The 18,881-nt window shown below is 46.1% G+C and carries 19 protein-coding genes; 6 read left to right on the top strand and 13 right to left on the bottom strand.

Annotated elements, in window-relative coordinates:
- Window positions 1-87: 87 nt before the first annotated feature.
- The 3 genes from H2R00_RS16805 to H2R00_RS16795 form a co-directional block, all read right to left on the bottom strand.
- Entirely contained in the window at window positions 88-459 is a 372-nt protein-coding gene (locus H2R00_RS16805) for a DUF423 domain-containing protein (RefSeq protein ID WP_154998457.1), read from the bottom strand.
- A 67-nt stretch (window positions 460-526) separates the two neighbouring features.
- Window positions 527-1,828 carry a purine/pyrimidine permease gene (locus tag H2R00_RS16800; RefSeq protein ID WP_154998459.1) on the bottom strand — a complete coding sequence of 434 codons (1,302 nt, stop codon included), beginning with the start codon at window positions 1,826-1,828 and terminating at the stop codon, window positions 527-529.
- Between the two features lie 39 nt (window positions 1,829-1,867).
- Window positions 1,868-2,176 carry a YwdI family protein gene (locus tag H2R00_RS16795; RefSeq protein WP_043925224.1) on the bottom strand — a complete coding sequence of 103 codons (309 nt, stop codon included), beginning with the start codon at window positions 2,174-2,176 and terminating at the stop codon, window positions 1,868-1,870.
- A 270-nt stretch (window positions 2,177-2,446) separates the two neighbouring features.
- Here H2R00_RS16795 and H2R00_RS16790 point away from each other — a divergent pair, with 270 nt between their 5' ends.
- Window positions 2,447-3,829 (top strand): aldehyde dehydrogenase, encoded by a 1,383-nt coding sequence (locus H2R00_RS16790; RefSeq protein WP_182069898.1) that lies wholly within the window; start codon window positions 2,447-2,449, stop codon window positions 3,827-3,829.
- 51 nt (window positions 3,830-3,880) lie between these two features.
- On the opposite strand, the gene H2R00_RS16785 is transcribed toward H2R00_RS16790, so the two are convergent.
- Complete coding sequence (locus tag H2R00_RS16785; RefSeq protein ID WP_154998464.1) at window positions 3,881-4,558, bottom strand: uracil-DNA glycosylase; 678 nt, start codon at window positions 4,556-4,558, stop codon at window positions 3,881-3,883.
- A 13-nt stretch (window positions 4,559-4,571) separates the two neighbouring features.
- A complete protein-coding gene (locus H2R00_RS16780) occupies window positions 4,572-5,390 on the bottom strand; it encodes a glycosyltransferase family 2 protein (RefSeq protein WP_182069897.1) in 819 nt (272 codons plus the stop codon).
- A 237-nt stretch (window positions 5,391-5,627) separates the two neighbouring features.
- On the opposite strand from H2R00_RS16780, the gene H2R00_RS16775 reads away from it, so the two are divergent.
- On the top strand, window positions 5,628-6,440 hold the full coding sequence (locus H2R00_RS16775) for a bifunctional hydroxymethylpyrimidine kinase/phosphomethylpyrimidine kinase (RefSeq protein WP_154998468.1): 813 nt from the start codon (window positions 5,628-5,630) through the stop codon (window positions 6,438-6,440).
- A gap of 29 nt (window positions 6,441-6,469) precedes the next feature.
- Here the strand turns inward: H2R00_RS16775 and H2R00_RS16770 are convergent, their stop codons facing one another.
- The 5 genes from H2R00_RS16770 to H2R00_RS16750 form a co-directional block, all read right to left on the bottom strand.
- The gene (locus H2R00_RS16770) at window positions 6,470-6,736 is read right to left on the bottom strand and encodes a hypothetical protein (protein WP_043925229.1); all 267 of its coding nucleotides are present in this window, start codon (window positions 6,734-6,736) and stop codon (window positions 6,470-6,472) included.
- Between the two features lie 89 nt (window positions 6,737-6,825).
- The gene (locus tag H2R00_RS16765; RefSeq protein WP_182069896.1) at window positions 6,826-8,262 is read right to left on the bottom strand and encodes a sucrose-6-phosphate hydrolase; all 1,437 of its coding nucleotides are present in this window, start codon (window positions 8,260-8,262) and stop codon (window positions 6,826-6,828) included.
- 19 nt (window positions 8,263-8,281) lie between these two features.
- Window positions 8,282-9,661, bottom strand: coding sequence for a sucrose-specific PTS transporter subunit IIBC (locus H2R00_RS16760; protein ID WP_154998715.1), 1,380 nt, complete (start codon window positions 9,659-9,661; stop codon window positions 8,282-8,284).
- A 244-nt stretch (window positions 9,662-9,905) separates the two neighbouring features.
- Window positions 9,906-10,736, bottom strand: a complete 831-nt coding sequence (locus tag H2R00_RS16755) for a PRD domain-containing protein (RefSeq protein WP_154998713.1) — start codon at window positions 10,734-10,736, stop codon at window positions 9,906-9,908.
- A 42-nt stretch (window positions 10,737-10,778) separates the two neighbouring features.
- Window positions 10,779-11,069 carry a hypothetical protein gene (locus H2R00_RS16750; RefSeq protein WP_154998711.1) on the bottom strand — a complete coding sequence of 97 codons (291 nt, stop codon included), beginning with the start codon at window positions 11,067-11,069 and terminating at the stop codon, window positions 10,779-10,781.
- 481 nt (window positions 11,070-11,550) lie between these two features.
- On the opposite strand from H2R00_RS16750, the gene H2R00_RS16745 reads away from it, so the two are divergent.
- Window positions 11,551-13,971 (top strand): S8 family peptidase, encoded by a 2,421-nt coding sequence (locus H2R00_RS16745; RefSeq protein WP_182069895.1) that lies wholly within the window; start codon window positions 11,551-11,553, stop codon window positions 13,969-13,971.
- 123 nt (window positions 13,972-14,094) lie between these two features.
- Window positions 14,095-14,343 (top strand): hypothetical protein, encoded by a 249-nt coding sequence (locus H2R00_RS16740; protein WP_009329815.1) that lies wholly within the window; start codon window positions 14,095-14,097, stop codon window positions 14,341-14,343.
- On the opposite strand, the gene H2R00_RS16735 is transcribed toward H2R00_RS16740, so the two are convergent.
- A complete protein-coding gene (locus H2R00_RS16735) occupies window positions 14,340-15,347 on the bottom strand; it encodes an LLM class flavin-dependent oxidoreductase (RefSeq protein ID WP_154998705.1) in 1,008 nt (335 codons plus the stop codon). The genes H2R00_RS16740 and H2R00_RS16735 overlap by 4 nt on opposite strands.
- Window positions 15,348-15,433: 86 nt before the next feature.
- Here H2R00_RS16735 and H2R00_RS16730 point away from each other — a divergent pair, with 86 nt between their 5' ends.
- Window positions 15,434-15,571, top strand: coding sequence for a hypothetical protein (locus H2R00_RS16730; protein ID WP_182069893.1), 138 nt, complete (start codon window positions 15,434-15,436; stop codon window positions 15,569-15,571).
- A gap of 28 nt (window positions 15,572-15,599) precedes the next feature.
- On the opposite strand, the gene nfsA is transcribed toward H2R00_RS16730, so the two are convergent.
- Complete coding sequence (gene nfsA / locus H2R00_RS16725) at window positions 15,600-16,349, bottom strand: oxygen-insensitive NADPH nitroreductase (RefSeq protein WP_154998703.1); 750 nt, start codon at window positions 16,347-16,349, stop codon at window positions 15,600-15,602.
- A gap of 145 nt (window positions 16,350-16,494) precedes the next feature.
- Here nfsA and H2R00_RS16720 point away from each other — a divergent pair, with 145 nt between their 5' ends.
- Window positions 16,495-17,670 carry an amidohydrolase gene (locus H2R00_RS16720; RefSeq protein ID WP_280527937.1) on the top strand — a complete coding sequence of 392 codons (1,176 nt, stop codon included), beginning with the start codon at window positions 16,495-16,497 and terminating at the stop codon, window positions 17,668-17,670.
- A 26-nt stretch (window positions 17,671-17,696) separates the two neighbouring features.
- Here the strand turns inward: H2R00_RS16720 and H2R00_RS16715 are convergent, their stop codons facing one another.
- A complete protein-coding gene (locus tag H2R00_RS16715) occupies window positions 17,697-18,866 on the bottom strand; it encodes a cell shape-determining peptidoglycan glycosyltransferase RodA (protein WP_182069891.1) in 1,170 nt (389 codons plus the stop codon).
- Window positions 18,867-18,881: the final 15 nt, after the last annotated feature.

The following is an 18,881-nucleotide window of genomic DNA, read 5'->3' as shown; positions in this document are numbered from 1 at the left end:
TGTTCATAACATTAAATTACCATGAATCAGCCCCTGTTAAAATAAAAAAAGCCAATCCTTTTCAGGAGATTGGCTTTTTTAGTAAAACTACAAGTATTTGACCGCTGAGACAACGACCATGATCCATGCGGCAATAAACGCCACGCCGCCCAGCGGAGTAATAGCACCGAGGACGCTGATTTGCGTAAGGCTGAGGACATATAAACTTCCTGAAAATAAAACGATTCCGGCAAACATCAGCCACCCTGCCACAGATACGCTTCCCGCATCTGTAAGTTTTGCCGCGATAAGCGCGACGGCAATTAAACCGAGCGCATGATACATATGATACTGAACGCCGGTCTGCCAGATTTGCAAATATTTCTCGGGAATTTTCCCTTCAAGACCATGGGCTCCGAACGCCCCTAAAGCAACCGCAAGCATAGCATTGACAGCACCTAAAATTAAAAATAATTTCACGATCAAATCGCCCGCCTTTCTTTTATCATCATAGCGTACACGCTCTGAATTTCAACGTTTGCAAATCTCATGACACGATATTGTCATATTTCTTTTTCCTAAGCTGTATCTGTTCCGCAGCAATCGCTACAATTGTTCCAAGGACAAGCCCGTTGCTTAAAATGGAAACAAAAACAGGATGCATTCCTTTCAAAGCAATTTCAGGTACAAACATGACCCCCACACCGGCAAGGAGCGCAATCCCGGTAACAAAACGGATGCGGCCGGCCTCGTCCTTTTCATAAGAATCGAATTCAGCAAATGCCAAGCCGACCATCGTTGAAAATACGACGAAGTTCACCGCAAAACCGACCGGAGACGGCAGGCTGGCAAAAGTATTCATAACCAGCGGGAAGAAGCTGATGACGATCACGATCAGACTCCCGAGCAAAAACGGTTTTTTGGAAGACATTCGCGTCGTTTGAATAAACCCGGCCGCCCCGGATATCGGCACCGTCCCTACAGCTCCGAGCAAACCGCTCAGCAAATGGCTGACGGAGGCGATAAATCCGGCCGGACGGGCACGCTTCCTCTCCTCCAGCTTCTCAAACTGTCTGACCGCTCCTTCAACCACCCGTATGCTGGCGAGCATATTGACGATTAACAACACTGTAATAAACAGCGAAGTAACGACTAATCCGCTGTCAAACAGCGGCATCCCGAAAGGAAAAATATCAGGAAGGTGGAACAGCTGGTTCGCACGCTCAGGCGCCTTCGCCACACCGAATACGGCAAATAAGACCCAGCCGCCGAAAAGCGCAATTAAAATTGAATATTGCTTGAGAACCGGAATGTTTGACCGGCTCATTAGAAACGTAGCCAGCATAATCACAACCGCCAGCAAAAACACGGGTATATCGACCTCGTTTTTCCGGTAGCCGATCCCCATGACACCTTTAACGATCGGATCGCTAAGCTGGATGACCAGCAGCAGTAAATAAATGCCCGTCACAACAGGAGTAAACATCACAGCCAGCTTATCAATGACTTTAAACAAACTAAAAATAAAGAAGAAAACCGCGCTTAACAGCATCGCTCCCTGCAGCCCCTGGAGCGTTTCGATATGAGTCGCAAATACGGTCCCTGTAAGACCGGAATAAATCGTGTATACGCCCCACCAGAGGCCAGCCGGACTCTCATTAATCGGCAGGCGGTGTCCTACTAAACATTGGATAAAAGCCGTTGTGCCGAGCACGAAAAAAGTGCTTTGAACCAGCCCTGCAGTCTCTGCCTGGTTCAGCCCGAATGACTGCCCGATTGCAATGGGCACCACGATTGCGGACGCAATAATAAATGCCGTCCATTGTAAAGCCCCAAAAAGCAGTTTCAAGTTGATCAACCTCTCTTTTTTAAAACAGCCGGATGGCGCCTAGAAATCAAAAATAGAATCTCCGTTGCCGTCATCTTCATGCTTTTGTTTCTCTTGTTTTTTGTATTGTTCAGCACCGGCGCTCCCCATCATTTTTTCTAGCATCAGCTGATCGCTCGATGGTTTATTGGCCGTTTGAACATAAGGCGAAGACTGGACGGACGGCCGCTGCTGCGGTTCAACAATGACGTCGCAAAGGGAGCGGATAACCGCGATATGCATTTTCAATTCGTTTTCCTGGTTGCATTCCTTTGCTTTTTTCAATTCGTCCTCCATCTTCTGCAGTAAACTTGATATATGTATGTTCATCAAATCGATCCTCCAAACCGTTTTCAGTTTCCATTTCATTTTACCAAATTAACTTCTCTCATGCCGAATGCACTTTTCAAATATCCGTTGCAAAAAATTGCCTCTCTCGCTATAAAATATGGTCTTTTACATTTCAAAAAAAGATATCTACGGGCAAAATGCGGGTGAAAACACCGATTTTCTCACGGTCAAAAGTTGACAGCTGAAAAGACTGTCACACATAATGAAAAAAACTTCACTCGAATTTCTAAAAGCGAAAGGAAACAGGGAATGGCAGAACAAACAACCCCTATCGAAACGACCGTTACCGGGCAAAAGCGATATTTTTTAAGCGGGGCAACACTCGCTGTTGAAAATCGTCTGGAACAGCTCAACATTCTTAAAGATGCTGTAAAAAAATATGAACGGGACATACTTGAGGCTCTTCAGAAAGATCTTAATAAATCAGAGCACGAAGCCTATATGACGGAAATAGGCATTGTACTGGAAGAAGTCCGCTTCATCAGCAGACGATTAAAAAAATGGGCCAAACCGAAAAAGGCCAAAACGGCCGTCTCGCACATCGGTTCCAAAAGCATCGTCATTCCTGAGCCTTACGGCACGGTCCTGATCATCGCGCCATGGAACTATCCGTTTCAGCTTGCCGTCTCACCCCTGATCGGCGCACTTGCTGCGGGGAATACCGTCGTCATCAAACCGTCTGAGCTTGCTCCCGCCGTATCAAGCGTCATATCCGAGATGATCAAGGAAATCTTTCCGCCCGAATATGTGTCCGTTATTGAGGGCGGAGTGGAGACGAATCAAGAGCTTTTGCGGCAAAAATTTGACTATATCTTTTTTACGGGCAGTGTTCCCGTGGGCAAGGTTGTCATGGAAGCTGCAGCAAAACAGCTTATTCCAGTCACCCTCGAGCTTGGCGGAAAAAGCCCCTGCATCGTGCACAAGGATGCTGATCTCAAGCTTGCAGCTCAAAGGATTGTTTTCGGAAAGCTGACAAACGCAGGACAGACGTGCATTGCGCCTGACTATCTGCTCGTACACAAAGATGTGAAAAGCGAGCTGATGCGCGCTCTGAAACAATCGATCCAAACATTTTACGGAGAAGAGCCGGAAAACCATCCGGCGTACGGAAAAATCATAAGTGAACGTCATTTCGAACGGTTAATCCGCTTTTTACAAAACGAGAATATCGTCACAGGCGGAACATATCAAAAAGTCGGACTCAAAATTGCACCGGCCATTATCGATGAACCTAACTGGGAATCGCCGATCATGCAGGAAGAGATTTTTGGACCGATCCTTCCCGTCTTCGGCTATGAAACAATCGAAGACGTTATCCAAATGGTTCAAAGCCGCCCTAAACCGCTCGCGCTCTATTTGTTTACGAATGAAAAACCGGTACAGAAGCACATCCTCAGCCGGATTTCATTTGGCGGGGGGTGCATCAATGACACGCTGATGCACACAGCCACACCTTACCTCCCCTTCGGCGGCGTAGGCGAAAGCGGAATCGGAAGTTACCATGGGTATCACAGCTTTAAGACGTTTTCCCATGAAAAAAGCGTTTTAAAACAGACAAACCTGTTTGACATTTCATTCCGTTATCCTTCATCGAAAAACGGGCTGCGGATCATCAAAAAACTTCTCAGGTAGGATAGGAGCGAGACAAACGAAGAACCGCTTTTTTTAGCGGTTCTCGCGATTTTAAAGATTCGGAAGGGACCAATCAATCGGCTCATCCCCGATTTGTTCCAAATACTGATTGGCTCTTGAAAACGGCCTGCTCCCGAAAAACCCGTTTCTAGCCGAGAATGGGCTCGGATGCGGCGATTGGATAATAAAATGCTTAGATGTATCGATTCGTTCTTTTTTCATTTGGGCATGCCGGCCCCAGAGAATAAAAACGACCGGCTTATCTCTTTTGTTTAAAACATCTATTATACTGTCTGTCAGCTGTTCCCAGCCTTTTCCTTTATGCGAATTTGCCTGGCCCCGCCTCACGGTCAAAACGGTGTTCAGCAGCAGAACGCCTTGCTTAGCCCAGCTCACGAGAGAACCGTGATTGGGGATGTCGGCTCCAATGTCATTCTGCAATTCTATAAAAATATTTCTCAAAGAAGGCGGTGGATTGACACCGGGTTGCACGGAAAAACTTAAGCCATGGGCCTGACCCGGACCGTGATACGGATCCTGGCCAAGAATCACGACTTTAACACTTTCATAGGAAGTATAATGCAAAGCATTGTATATATCGTTCGGTTCAGGATATACGGTGTGTTCTGCATACTCCCTTTTCAGCATTTCCCTCAGTTCTTGATAGTAAGGCTTATTAAACTCGTCATTCAGCTGTTGCCACCAGCTGTCATTCAAAATCTGTTTCAATGTTCAGGCCTCCTTAATTCAATTGTCTTGCAGCAGTGAGCCTGGATGCGACCGGTTTTCCGTCCCAGACGATTTCGCTTTCCGCTTTCCTTTTTTTCATGGCAGGTTCTTCGAGAAGCACGAAAAAGTTCTTTGTCGGCAGCTTGCCAAGCTGATGCTTTTCACTCAAGACATCCAAATAATACTGCCTCATTCTGCCAAGATCTCCGGACTGGTTGTCACCCTGGTCTGAAAACGCATAGATGACGCTTGCGAAAGGAACCCTTTTCACCCGAAACCGCTCAGCGGCTCTCAGGAAAAAGTCCCAATCCCAATAATTGTGGACAGCAGGATCGAAATAGCCGATTTCGTCATGAAGAGAACGTTTGTACATACTCCCTGAAGGAACATATGTAGAAAACTTCCTCATTTCATCCAAGTTAAAGGAATACGCAAAAAGATAACGGCTGATCGGAATTCTTTTATCCTCTTTTTCTTCGAAAGACACGATCTCAGCATCCGAATAAACAAAATCGGCGGTCTCCAGCGCATTCAACATTCTTTCCATATGACACGGAGTGAAAAAATCATCATCATCACACAGCATAATAACATCTCCGGAAGCTTCTTTCACCCCTATATTTCTCGCTTTTACATGCTTCACGTTTTCTTTCAGATGTATAACTCTGATCGGAAGGTCTGAATAAAGGCGCTCAACAAAGTCGACGCTCTCCCCGGCATCATTTACAATAATGACTTCAAACGGTGCAACAGACTGTTTTGTAATGGATTCAAGCAATTCGCACAAAGCGGTGACCCGATTATGCGTGACAACTACGATAGATATGTTCATGTTTGTGATATACGCTCCTTCTTATTTCATTCTAAACATATTAAATCATAATGCGAATGATTTCACATGGATCAAAAGATGGTTTGGTTTTTTATGCCAATCCATTCACGAAATTTGGCAGAGGACCGCTGCACTATAAAGCGGCAGCCATTTCATTGTGATCTTGCGAAAAGCTGTCTATAATAAGTAATAAGCCAACTTTGGATGGAATCTCTTATCGTGGAGGATTGACTGAACATGACAATGCATAAAGCACTGACAATCGCCGGCTCTGACTCAAGCGGAGGCGCCGGCATTCAGGCGGACTTAAAAACGTTCCAGGAAAAGAACGTCTATGGAATGACGGCCCTTACGGTTGTTGTCGCCATGGATCCTGAGAACAATTGGAATCATCAGGTATTCCCAGTTGATACGGAAGTCATCCGCGCCCAGCTGTCGACGATTGTGGACGGCATCGGTGTAGATGCGATGAAAACGGGAATGCTTCCAACCGTTGACATAATTGAATTGGCGGCAGACACAATCAAGAAGCACAGCATGAAAAATGTCGTCATTGATCCTGTTATGGTATGTAAAGGGGCAAATGAAGTGCTGTATCCCGAACACGCAAAGGCCTTAAGAGAGCTTTTGGCCCCGCTTGCCACGGTCATTACGCCAAATCTTTTTGAAGCCGGCCAGCTCAGCGGACTTGGAGAAATTAAAACGGTTGAGCAAATGAAGGAAGCGGCAAAGGCCATTCACAACCTCGGCGCCGAACACGTCCTCATTACAGGAGGGGGCAAACTGAATCACGAAAAAGCGGTAGACGTATTATTTGACGGCCGGGATGCAGAGGTCATCGAAGGAGAAAGAATTGACACCCCATACACACACGGGGCGGGCTGCACCTATTCCGCGGCGATTACGGCTGAGCTTGCCAAAGGTTCAAATGTAAAAGAAGCCATTTACTCTGCAAAAACGTTCATTACGGAAGCGATTCGCGAATCGTTTCGTTTGAATCAATACGTCGGGCCGACGAAGCACTCCGCTTTGCGACTCAGCGGCAAATAAAAAAAGCCCCTTTTACATAAAAGGGGCTTTCAGCTTTCCCGTTTGATCGTTCTTGCAGATGACCTTAAGAAGGTCTCGATCGATTCCACAAAAAGAGCATATTCTTTCATTTGTTCATAAGTGTCTTGAAGTTTCTTTTGTACTTCTTCATCATTCGGGATTGTTTTATCTTCAATACCGCCGATCAGCTTCTTCATCTGAAGAAGCAAACCATTGTATTCCTCTCTCGTATCCTCAATATGATCCGCTATTTTTTTCAAACGCACGGCTGTCAACTTCTGCTGGTTTTGATCCAAAAAAACAACCCCTTTATCACTGCACTCTCTCTAAAAAAAGCATATCATAAAGGGATTGTACAGAAAATAGCAAACCGCAGCCGCTCCCTTTATACCACCGTCCAGGATGTCACATTCATTATGATTTCTTTTCTGGCACTGATCCAAACATCATTATTTCCCGGGTAAGGAAAATATCTTGCCGTAAAGACTTCCTCTCCCCCATTGACGAAGATTTCAATAGAAGATGCGTCTAAAAAGATATTTAAATCGCGAAGCTCATGTAAACGGCACTGTCTGGCTTCCGTTCTTTCATCAACATAACTGTTTCTCTCCAAGGTTATGATGCCGTCTGCTTTATTGTAAATGAGTCGCGCGGCACCCCTGAAGGAAATCTCAAAGCTCTCTTCAATAAGTTGCGGGCTGATGAAAAGCTCGGCTTTATCCGGTTGAACAATGTCCAGTTTTTCGGTGCCTTGATTAACTGATATTGCCGCGTTTTTTTCGTTTTGGCGGAGCGTTCTAAGCTCCGCGACCGGTTTTTGAACGATTTTATCATTTTGCAAATACAATTCCCTCGGCAATGTCATACAGTGCACCCATTGATGCGGAATCGTCGGCTGGCTCTGTTCATCCTGGTCTGGAACACCCATCCAGGCAACCAATATCCTCCGGCCTGATTCGTCTTTTGTCGTCTGCGGCGCATAAAAGTCAAAGCCGCGATCAAGCTCTTCAAAATCCCCGTGTGTAAACCCGGGTTTCTGCTCGTTCAATTCACCGACAAAATAGCCTGACTGATAGACGTTTTGGTAGCGCATCTCCTCTGCTTCAAGGCCTTGCGGGCAGACAATTAAGACGTCTTTGCCGCCCAGTTCGAACATGTCAGGGCATTCCCACATATAGCCGAATTCCCCGAGTTGACCTGTATTTGAACCTGTGATGTCGCCAAGGAATTGCCAGTCCTGCAAATTATTCGATTGAAACAGCACCGCCCTGCCCTCAAGGTTTTCAGTCTGGGCGCCGAGTACCATGTACCAGCTGCCGTTCCTTTTCCATACTTTCGGGTCGCGGAAATGAGCCGTATATCCTTTCGGAAGCCTTGCAACAACCCCCTGCTTTTCAAACGAGTTGCCGTCTTTTGAGACGGCGAGACATTGATAGGTCTCCCTATTTCCCTCGGCGTCTCTGACATTCCCCGTATAAAACAGATGCAGCACATCATTTTCAGCGATCGCGCTTCCTGAATAACAACCGTTTTTATCAAACCAGTCGCTCGGCGTGAGGGCGATCTCTTCATGCCGCCAGTTAACGAGATCTGTTGAAGAGTAGTGTCCCCATAACTTTGCTCCGTGCCCCGTTTTAAAAGGCATCCACTGATAAAAAAGATGGTAAACCCCTTTCCACTGAATGAACCCGTTCGGATCATTCAGCAGTCCGACAGGAGGCATGATATGATAATGCAGCCGATAGGGATCAAGATTTACAATATCCCGGTATTCTTCAACCTGGTTCATTGCCTTTTGACGAAGTTCCTGATCTTGATTCATCGTTTTCCCCTCACTTATGTCACTTTTTCTCGTCTTCATTAATACCTAAGATAAAGGCTGTGATAAACGCAACAGACACAGAAATCGCCATTCCGATTAAATAATGGATCAGGTTGCCCATTCCAAGCGGAGCGACAATCGCAATCATCGGAATTCCCGTCAAACCGTAGGCGTTTGCTGCAACATTCATAAAGACAACGTATGCTGCCCCCAGCGCTCCCCCGGCCATTGCCGCAATAAACGGCCTGCGGTAACGGAGGTTGACACCGAAAATAACAGGTTCGGTAATGCCGAGAAAAGAAGAGAAAGCAGCAGGTAAAGCGATTTCTTTTGTTTTTGCACGCTTTGCCAAAAAGAAGACAGCAAGTCCGGCCCCGCCTTGGGCGACATTGGACATAGACCAGATCGGAAGCAGGTAGTTCCTGCCGATATCAGCGATAAGGCCGGCCTCAATCGCATGGAAACTGTGGTGAACACCGGTTAAAACGATCAGCGAGTATGTTCCTCCGAAAATCAATCCGGCAACAGGCCCGGCAAAGTCATATACATATGTTAAAACGTTTGTAATCCCAGTACCTAGCATTCTTCCTAAAGGACCGATTGCGATAAATGCAATAAATCCTGTTGAAATAATCGTGACAAACGGTGTTACTAAAAGATCGATCGCATTTGGAACGATTTTTCTTACGCCTTTTTCAATTTTACTCATCACATACACGGCAAGCAAAATTGGAACAACGGTTCCTTGATAGCCAAGCATCTCGATTTTGAGTCCGTAAAAGTTCATCACATCCGGTGATGCAGTTGCCAATCCCCAAGGATTGAACAAGCTCGGGTGAATTAAAATTCCTCCAAGTACAGCGCCTAGGTAAGGATTGCTGCCAAACTCTTTCGCAGCACTGACACCGATCAAGATTGGAAGGATAATAAATGCCGCGCTTGAGAACATATCAAGCATTTTATACAGCGCCGCATCAGGATCGACCCACTGAAATGCCTTCATCATTCCCAACAGCCCCATTAATAAACCGCTTGCAACAATGGCCGGAATGATTGGCACGAAAATATTTGACAGCGTTTTCGCGAATCTCGCTAAAGGATTCATTTTTCCCTTTGCAGCATCGCTGTGCTGAACCGTTTCCTTTTGATCAAGATTCAGCTCTTTGGCAAACTGTTCATACACTTTATTAACAAGCCCTGTTCCGAAAATAATCTGGTATTGACCAGAGCTCGAAAAGGCTCCTTTTACACCTTCCAGCTCTTCGACCTTTTCCTGGTCGATTTTTGCTTCGTCCTTAATCACCAAACGAAGCCTTGTCGCACAATGAGCTGCACTGATGACATTATCTTCTCCGCCAAGAAGTTGTATAAGACGTACAGCGATTTCTTTGTGATTCATGATGACTCCTCCTTTTTTTTAAAAAAAAGCAGAAAAGACCTAAAATTCACCAACGAATGGAGGATAGATTCTCCCCATTCATCTAGCAAATTTTAGGTCTTGCCTGCTTTACCAGTCACAATCCCCGGTATTTATTTTTTAATACGCTTTCATTTTATTATGTGATAACGCTTTCGTCAACAACTTTTTTATTTTCTGTGAAAATCGACCTAAAAAAAGCCTGATCGCGCGTTATCAGGCGGTATTACCTATAGGAATCATTTAAACGCTGGACATGCAGCGTAATATATCCGACTTCTGATTCCGGAAGATGAAGATCATATTCAGTTTTTACGTAATCCGCCAGCCCTGCCGCACACCGGTAGCTTTCAGGATACTTTTGCCGGATGAAATAAAGCATGTCATCGTCCATGACATGAAACGCTTCATTTGATTCCAGCCGGTTGATGGCATACCTGAGATGCGTGACAAGACGCTGATATGAGATGCTGTTTTCGTCAATCTTCTGATTGAAACAGCATTCGATTTTTTCTATCAATTCTTTGATGATGTTCGTGTATTTAAGAGTCTTCTGCATGTTTTCCGCATCCATTTTGGCGGTATGAATATGCAGCGCAATATAACCCGCTTCATCATCAGGCAATTCGACTTTCAATTTTTCTTTGACCAAATCGATTGCCCAGAGTCCGATCTCATATTCTTTTTTATAAAGCGCTTTGATTTCATTTAATAATTTATTTTGAATGACGAATCCTTTGCGGATTCGCTCGATCGCAAATGACAAATGATCCACAAGGGCGATGTGGATATGATCGCTCAACGGTGCGGACAGCTGCCCTTCCGCATAGCTGATGATCTCTTCAGCAGCTTCAATATGTTCTTCCGGAAGTGTTTCGAGGATTTGTTTAAACTTTTCATTTTCTTCATGAATGGTAAAAATTTTTTCTACCTTGTTTCTTGGAATGGTATCATTTTTGCCTTTTTGAAAAGCGATACCAGGCCCCATGACTATTTTTTCTTGACCATCCTCCTTTATGATTGCTGCATTGTTGTTCAATACTTTATAGATTTTCAAAGCTGTCACCCACTTCCCGTTATGAGTGGGATTTTACCTTGTTTAAGTTCCCGTGTAAAGAGTTGGTCCGGCTCTTACCCTCTTCACTGCTTTTTTGCAAACAGCCCGGTTAGGTTCTGTCGTAAAACTGCCGGGCTTCACTCTCTTACAGCCCGACATCCGCTCTGTTTGCTCTTCTCTTTTTTCCGAAAAGCCGCCTGCCTGATAAGCATCGGCAGCCTGATATGTACCGCCGGCGAACGCCATCACCTTCATCTGATTCTCTCTGACAGGCATCACCGCATTCAGCAGCACCGCCGTCCATAACTTTAAAAATGATATCAAACCTTTCATACCGATCCCTCCAGTTTCGTTTTGATAAAACTAGCAACTCTATTAAACTTTCTTGCTCTATCTTATCCCAGCAAAATGAAAATGTTTGTCACAATGTGTGTGCAAAATGATTCTAGTTTTTAGAAGTTTTGTTGAAAACTGCTGGAATCGCATGATTCAGCGGAAACAAACCATGAATTCAACTTACTCACAGCTTATCCTAAGGATAAACACATATTACCCACAGGGAATATCCACATATCCACATATTTATTCAATATTTAGTATAAGAACGTACATTCCCTACAATATCTATACACAGGTTTATTCACTTATACACAGTAAATTGTGAATAAATCTAAAAAGTTCACTCCAATACATTGAATCTTTGAAAATTATTTCTATATATAGAAGGATTTTTTTTGAAACTGAGAGAATATTTTAAAAGTTCGCAACTCTAAGGATTACAAAGAAACCATTTATCCATAAGGGGGAAAACAGATTGAGAAAAAGTATCGTGCGCTATTTTGTTATGGCTTTTATTCTATTATTTGCGTTATCCACATTCCTCACCGGAGTGCAGGCAACATCCGTTCCTGATAAGAAATCGCCTGAGCTTGAGAAAGCTGAAATCTACGGTGATATTGATGTGACGTCTGATAAACAGACGACGGTTATTGTGGAGCTGAAAGAAAAGTCGCTTGCCGAAGCAAAAGCGGATGGGGAAAAACAAACGAAAGCTTCTTTAAAAACCGCTCGAAGCAAAGCGAAAAACAAAGCGTTGAAAACACTCAAAAAAGCGAAAGTAAACCGCGAATACGACCGTGTATTTTCGGGCTTTTCAATGAAACTGCCGGCCAGTGAAATTCCGAAGCTGCTCGCCGTCAAGGAAGTTAAAGCAGTTTATCCAAACGCAGCTTACAAACCTGACAGCATAAAAGGAAAAGACGTGACACTTGCAGCAGATGCTATTTATCCACAGATGGATAAAAGTGCACCGTACATCGGAGCGGATCAGGCATGGAAATCGGGCTATACCGGTAAAGGCATAAAAGTAGCCGTTATTGATACGGGCGTTGATTACACACATCCTGACTTAAAGAAAAATTTCGGTCCATATAAGGGGTATGACTTTGTTGATAATGATTATGATCCACAGGAAACACCGACAGGCGACCCGCGCGGGGGAGCGACTGATCACGGCACTCATGTTGCGGGGACCATCGCCGCAAACGGACAGATTAAAGGCGTGGCGCCTGAAGCAACACTTCTTGCTTACCGTGTGCTCGGCCCCGGCGGCTCAGGAACAACCGAGAACGTGATTGCCGGCATTGAAAAAGCCGTTGCGGACGGAGCAAAAGTGATGAACCTCTCACTGGGAAATTCGCTGAACAGCCCTGATTATGCAACAAGCATCGCACTGGACTGGGCGATGGCCGAAGGGGTTGTCGCCGTTACATCAAACGGGAACAGCGGTCCGGAAAACTGGACAGTCGGCTCGCCGGGGACTTCAAGGGATGCGATTTCCGTCGGCGCCTCACAGCTTCCGTATAATGAATATTTTGTGACGCTTCCTTCGTATTCGTCAGCAAAAGTGATGGGATACCAAGAGGAAAAAGATCTTGAAGCATTGAACGGTCAAGAGGTGGAGCTCGTTGAAGCCGGCATCGGACAAGCTGACGATTTCACAGGAAAAGATGTGAAAGGAAAGGTCGCGGTTATCCAGAGAGGCGTCATTCCATTTGTGGATAAGGCCGAAAATGCCAAAAACGCCGGCGCTGTCGGAGCGGTGATTTACAATAATGTAACAGGGGAAATCGAGGCCAACGTCATGGGGATGGCCGTACCGACTGTCAAATTGTCAAAAGAAGAGGGCGAAAAGCTTGTTCAACAGATCAAAGAAGGGAAACGCTCCGCTGTTTTTTCTTTCAAATTGGACAAAAAGCTGGGGGAAACGATTGCCTCCTTCTCGTCCCGCGGTCCTGTCATGGATACATGGATGATTAAACCTGACGTTTCAGCGCCAGGCGTCAACATCGTCAGCACCATTCCGACCCACGATCCGAAAAACCCTCACGGTTACGGTTCAAAGCAGGGGACAAGCATGGCTTCCCCACATGTCGCGGGAACGGCAGCCATTTTAAAGCAGGCCAAACCGGATTGGACGCCTGAGCAAATCAAAGGCGTGCTGATGAATACGGCGGAAAAACTGACGGATGAAAACGGAAAGCCTCTCCCTCACAATACGCAAGGAGCGGGCAGCATCCGTATCATGGAGGCCCTTAAAGCCTCATCGATTGTAACGCCGGGCAGCCATTCATACGGAACATTCCTGAAAGACAAAGGAAAACAAACGAAAAAACAAGCGTTCGCGATTGAAAACCTTTCTTCATACAGAAAAGCCTATCAGCTCGAGTACTCCTTTAAAGGAGCGGGCATCACGGTATCAGGAACGGAACGAGTCGTGGTACCGGCCAATCAAACAGGTAAAGCAACGGCAAAAGTAACCGTCAATTCCGCCAAAACGAAAGCAGGCACATATGAAGGCACGGTTTACGTCCGTGAAGGAGGAAGAAAAGTCGCCGAAATCCCGCTCCTATTGATCGTCAAAGAGCCCGACTACCCGCGCGTCACATCCGTGACGGTTGAACCGGGGGCAAAACAGGGCGCTTACACGATCGAAGCCTACCTGCCGGGCGGCGCTGAAGAGCTCGCATTTCTCGTCTATGATGAAAACCTGAACCTTCTCGGACAGGCCGGCGTTTACAAAAACCAGGGCAAAGGCTATCAATCTTATCAATGGAACGGCAAAATCAATGATGCCGCATCCCTTAAATCCGGAAAATACTATATGCTTGCCTATGCATCCGCCAAAGGAAAATCAAGCTATGTCTTGACGGAAGACCCTTTTATCGTCGAATAATGACAAGCCTTGTTGAGAACCACTCAACAAGGCTTTTTTATGTTAAAATACGGATAATGCGTTCAGGAGAAGCTCCCCCTTCTCTTCAAAACGTGAAAAAAGCAAACGGAGGACCTCGTATATATGCTTTCTTTTATCGTATTATTCGGCTTATCCTTCATTATTGTCTGCTTTATATTTTTCACGATTTTGTACTTCGCCGTCAACCTGCAGAAGCGCGAGCCCAAGCCATTTCAAAAAGCTGCAGAGCAAACCGTCGATACCATCATCCTCATTCCGCTCAGCTGGCTGTTTACCGCTTTATACATATGCATTCTGTTTATTCTTTTCCCGATCCGCCATTTTCTCGATTTTTTTCAGCAAAAACGCTAATTTGACTGATGAAACGCTTTGGCCAGCAGCCGGTATGAATCCAGCCTGTCTTGAAAATCGTGAGTGATCGTCACCGCCATGATTTCATCCGTTCCGTAAGCGCCGGCCAGTTCAAGCAGCTGTTCCTTCACTTGCTGCGGCGTCCCGATAACCATCCGTTTTCGATTGTCTTCCACTCTCTTTCTTTCATAAGGAGAATATTGATATGACAGGGCCGTTTCCAATGATGGAAAGCCTTCGGTCACCATCCCCTGTTCATTGGCCAATAAAGAGAAATCCAAGCTTTTGGCAAGGTTCTCCGCTTTCTCTTCTGTTTCAGCGCAAATCACAAATACAGCAACGATCACGTTTGGCTGTTCCCCCAGTATAGAAGATTCGAACCTCTCTTTGTAAAGTCTGGCCGCCTCTTCTCCGCCTTCACCGTTAATAAATTGGGCGAATGTATAGGATGCCCCTGTTTGGGCGGCAAGTCTTGCGCTTTCCCCTGAGGAGCCGAGCAGCCAAACAGCGGGCGCTGTGGCGACGTTTGGCGATGCGGTCAAGTTGGGAAAGCGGTGATGTTCATCGGCTTGATCGTATAAATATGTGACGAGATCCTGAATTTGTTCGGGATATTGGTCAGCCATCCGTCTTGCTCCATTTTGAAGAGCCATGGAAGCGATCGGCATCCCTCCCGGAGCACGTCCGACACCGAGATCAATCCTGCCGGGCGCAAGTCCTTCCAAGACGCGGAAGTTTTCTGCCACCTTGTAGGCGCTGTAATGGGGAAGCATGACGCCGCCGGATCCTATACGGATCTTCTCTGTTTTAGCCGCAAGATAACCGATCAGAACCTCCGGACTTGATCCTGCCAAGTTCCTTGAAAAATGGTGCTCAGAAACCCAAAATCTCTTGTATCCGAGCCGCTCCGCCGCTTGCGCGAGTTCCACCGTATGTTGCAAAGCCAGTTCAGGTGTACTTCCTTCAGAAACAGGAGTCTGATCAAGTATGCTTAATGACAACATCTTTTTCACCCCAAATCTTCGTTTACTTTTCCTGCGCAAAAAGAAATAATAGTATCATGGATAAACTAAAGGAGCTCCCAGTACTGATGAATGAGACGAAGCAAAAAACGCACCCGCCAGCCGTAGAAGAACGCTTTGCAAAAGGCTGTTTATTCGGAATCCTTTTCAGTCTTCCCTTTTGGCTGATGTTTTATCTTTTCCTTCAATACATGCTGACAAGATAAGTCCCCTCCGAGTCGGAGGGGAGGTTCCTTACCTTTTGTTCAAACCTTTTCCTTTAACGAATTCATTCATATACGCACGCGGCGGGTTTTTGAGGCTGCCGGTGATCTGGTCTGTCCATTTGTCAGACCGTTTGCCGTCTGTCCGCTTTTGGTAATAGTTTGAAATCGTTTCGTCATATGCGGACAATTGCTTTTCAAACTCGGCATCGTCCGCTTGATAGGCATTTTCATGATAAATGTGATCAAGCGGCAGACGCGGTTTTTTGGCCGACGGGTTGGCCGGATGACCGACGACAAGCCCGAACAGCGGAAGAACGTATTCAGGTGTTTCAAGAAGCTTCGAGACTTCGTCCAAGTTATTGCGAATCCCGCCGATATAGCAGATGCCGAGGTCCATTGATTCGGCCGCTATTGACATATTTTGAGCGGCAAGGGCTGCATCGATGACGCTGACCATAAAGGTTTCCGTCCCTTCAAGAGAAGCTGTGATATCTACACCCTTTTCCCGGGCCATTTTGTCATGCCGGTAAAGGTCTGCACAAAATACAAACAGATGGCCGTTTTTTTCAACATATGGCTGATTCCCGGCCAATTCTGCAAGCTTCCGCTTCTTTTCCGGATCGGTGACACCGATGATCGAATAAGCTTGAATATAGCTGGACGTCGATGCGCTTTGAGCGCTCTCCACAAGCAGGCGAACCTCTTCTTCGGTCAGGAGCTGATCTGTAAAAGACCTGATCGAACGGTGATTTAAAATAGTTTCAATCGTTTTATTCATCCTTTTACCTCCTCAACCTTTATCATATCCAATATATGCTTTTCTCTAAAGCAAAACGGTTTGGCGGACTGCAAAAGGATTCAATTTCATATGGTAAAATGAAAGAATCGTCTTACTATTTTTGAAGCGGAAAGGGAGATGACGGTTGAAGTCCGTAATTGAAGAATTAGATGCATTATATCCGGAAATGATCGAACTCAGGAGACATTTTCACCAATATCCGGAGCTTTCCCATCGCGAGGTCAATACACCGCGCACCATTGCAAATTACTTGGAAAACCTCGGGATTGGCGTGAGAACGAATGTCGGCGGCCAAGGGGTCGTCGGTCACATTAAAGGCGGCCGCCCCGGCAAGACGGTCGCCTTGAGAGCCGATTTCGACGCTTTGCCATTACAGGATCAAAAAAATGTTCCGTACCGGTCGACTGTCCCCGGCGTCATACACGCTTGCGGACACGATGCCCACACGTCGGCTCTCCTCACAGCCGCAAAAGCCCTGGCAAAGCATCAAAAAGACTTGAAAGGAAATGTCGTGCTGATCCATCAATTCGGTGAAGAGGTCACACCAGGAGGCGCCAAGCCGATGATTGAAGCCGGCTGTCTCGAAGGCGTGGATGCCATTTTCGGGACCCACATCTGGGCTCCGATGCCCGTCGGTCAAGTCGGTGTTACATCAGGCCCGATGATGGCAGCCGCTGATAAATTTAAAGTCACGATATCCGGGCGGGGCGGACACGGAGGCGCGCCTCACCTAACGACAGACGCTTTAATAACAGGAGCCTCAGTCGTCAACCATCTCCAGCAAATCGTCAGCCGCAGAATCGATCCGACAGAAGCAGCCGTCTTGTCGATCGGAACGTTTCATTCAGGTCAGGCATTTAACGTCATCGCTGAAGAAGCGGTCATCGAAGGAACGGTCCGCACCTTTTCAAAGCATGTCCAGGAAACGATCATCGCCGAGATGGAACGCGTCATCAAGGGCGTCTGCGACAGCAATGGCGCTTCGTTTTCACTCGACTATGAAAAAGGCTACCCGCCTGTCGTCAACCATGAAAAAGAAACGGACATCGTCCGCCAATGTGCCAAACGAATCGTAGGCCCTGAAGCCGTCATCGAACTCGAACCGAATATGATCGGCGAAGATTTCTCTTATTATCTTGAACATGTCCCTGGATCATTCTTTTTTACCGGCGCGGGCAATCCGCAGACTGGAGCCGTTTACCCGCACCATCACCCGATGTTTGACATCGATGAAAAAGGCATGCTGAACGCGACGAAAATTCTTGTGTCGGCGGCTCTAACATTTTTAAACCAAGACTAAAGACAGCCTGATTTGGCTGTCTTTTTTTATTTAAACATATAGCCTTTATATTTTGTCAGCTGGCAGCTGGCGTTATAAACGATCGCATAGCCGATCAAAGCGGACAACACAGAGCTCCCTCCGTAGCTGATGAACAGAAGGGGAACGCCCGTAACCGGCATCAGTCCGACGTTCATTCCGATATTTTGGAATGTGTGGATGACAATCAACGCCGTATATCCAACACAGAAAAACGAAGCAAACTTGTTGTACGGGTGTATTTTATCGATCAGCACAACAAGCCGGTAAATGAAAAGGAAAAACATGATGACGACAATTGTACAGCCAATAAAGCCGAAACTTTCCCCGATGACGGCAAAGATGAAATCGGTTTGGCCTTCAGGAACGTATACTTTCAAATTGTTCATGCCCATCCCGAAGATTTCTCCAGAGCCGATCGCCGTAACGGCCTTTTCGGTCTGATACGTATCGTTCGCGTCCTGCTGGCTCGAATCGACCCATGTCATCACCCGGTTGATCTGATATTGCTGGATATGCAGCGTATCCTTTGAAAACTCCGGAAAATTGATCACCAAAAACAGAACGAGCATTACGAGGGTGATTCCTGAGCCAGCCACTATGGAAATCAGCTTCCAGTTTACACCTGATAAAAACACCATAACGGCGACAAAGAACATGCAAATACCGGCCGTACCGGCGTCCTGCATTAAAATCAAACCGACCGGAACCACCGATACCCCTGCGATTTTCAGCAACAGGCGAACATCCTCCTGCATCGAGCGCGAGCCTTTCGGACTTGCTTTAGAAATCACCGAAGCCAGCATCATAATCAGGCCGATTTTCATAAATTCCGACGGCTGCAGCGTGATCGTACCAAATTGAAACCAGCTTTTCGCTCCTTTGATAACCGGGGCGATTGACGGTGGACTGAACTTTAAGACGATCAATGACAAGATACCGAATAAATATATGTAAATGCTTAACTTTTCAAGCTGCTCCAGATCAAAATAGAGAAAGCCGACGATCACCGACATGCCGAGCAGATAAAAGAACAATTGCTTTGCCGGATAACCCTTCGGTGAAAAAGACGGCTCTGCAACGTAAACAGCGATCACACTGATCAAAAAGAACATGGCTAATATAAAAATCAAATCTCCCTGATAATAGGGACTTGTCGTATTTTTCTTCTGGCTCATTATACCCCGCCTTAT

This window comes from Bacillus haynesii (assembly GCF_014042035.1).
Classification (GTDB): Bacteria; Bacillota; Bacilli; order Bacillales; family Bacillaceae; genus Bacillus; species Bacillus haynesii.
Note: the sequence above shows the minus strand (reverse complement) of the source record. Positions and strands in the feature narration are given on the sequence as shown.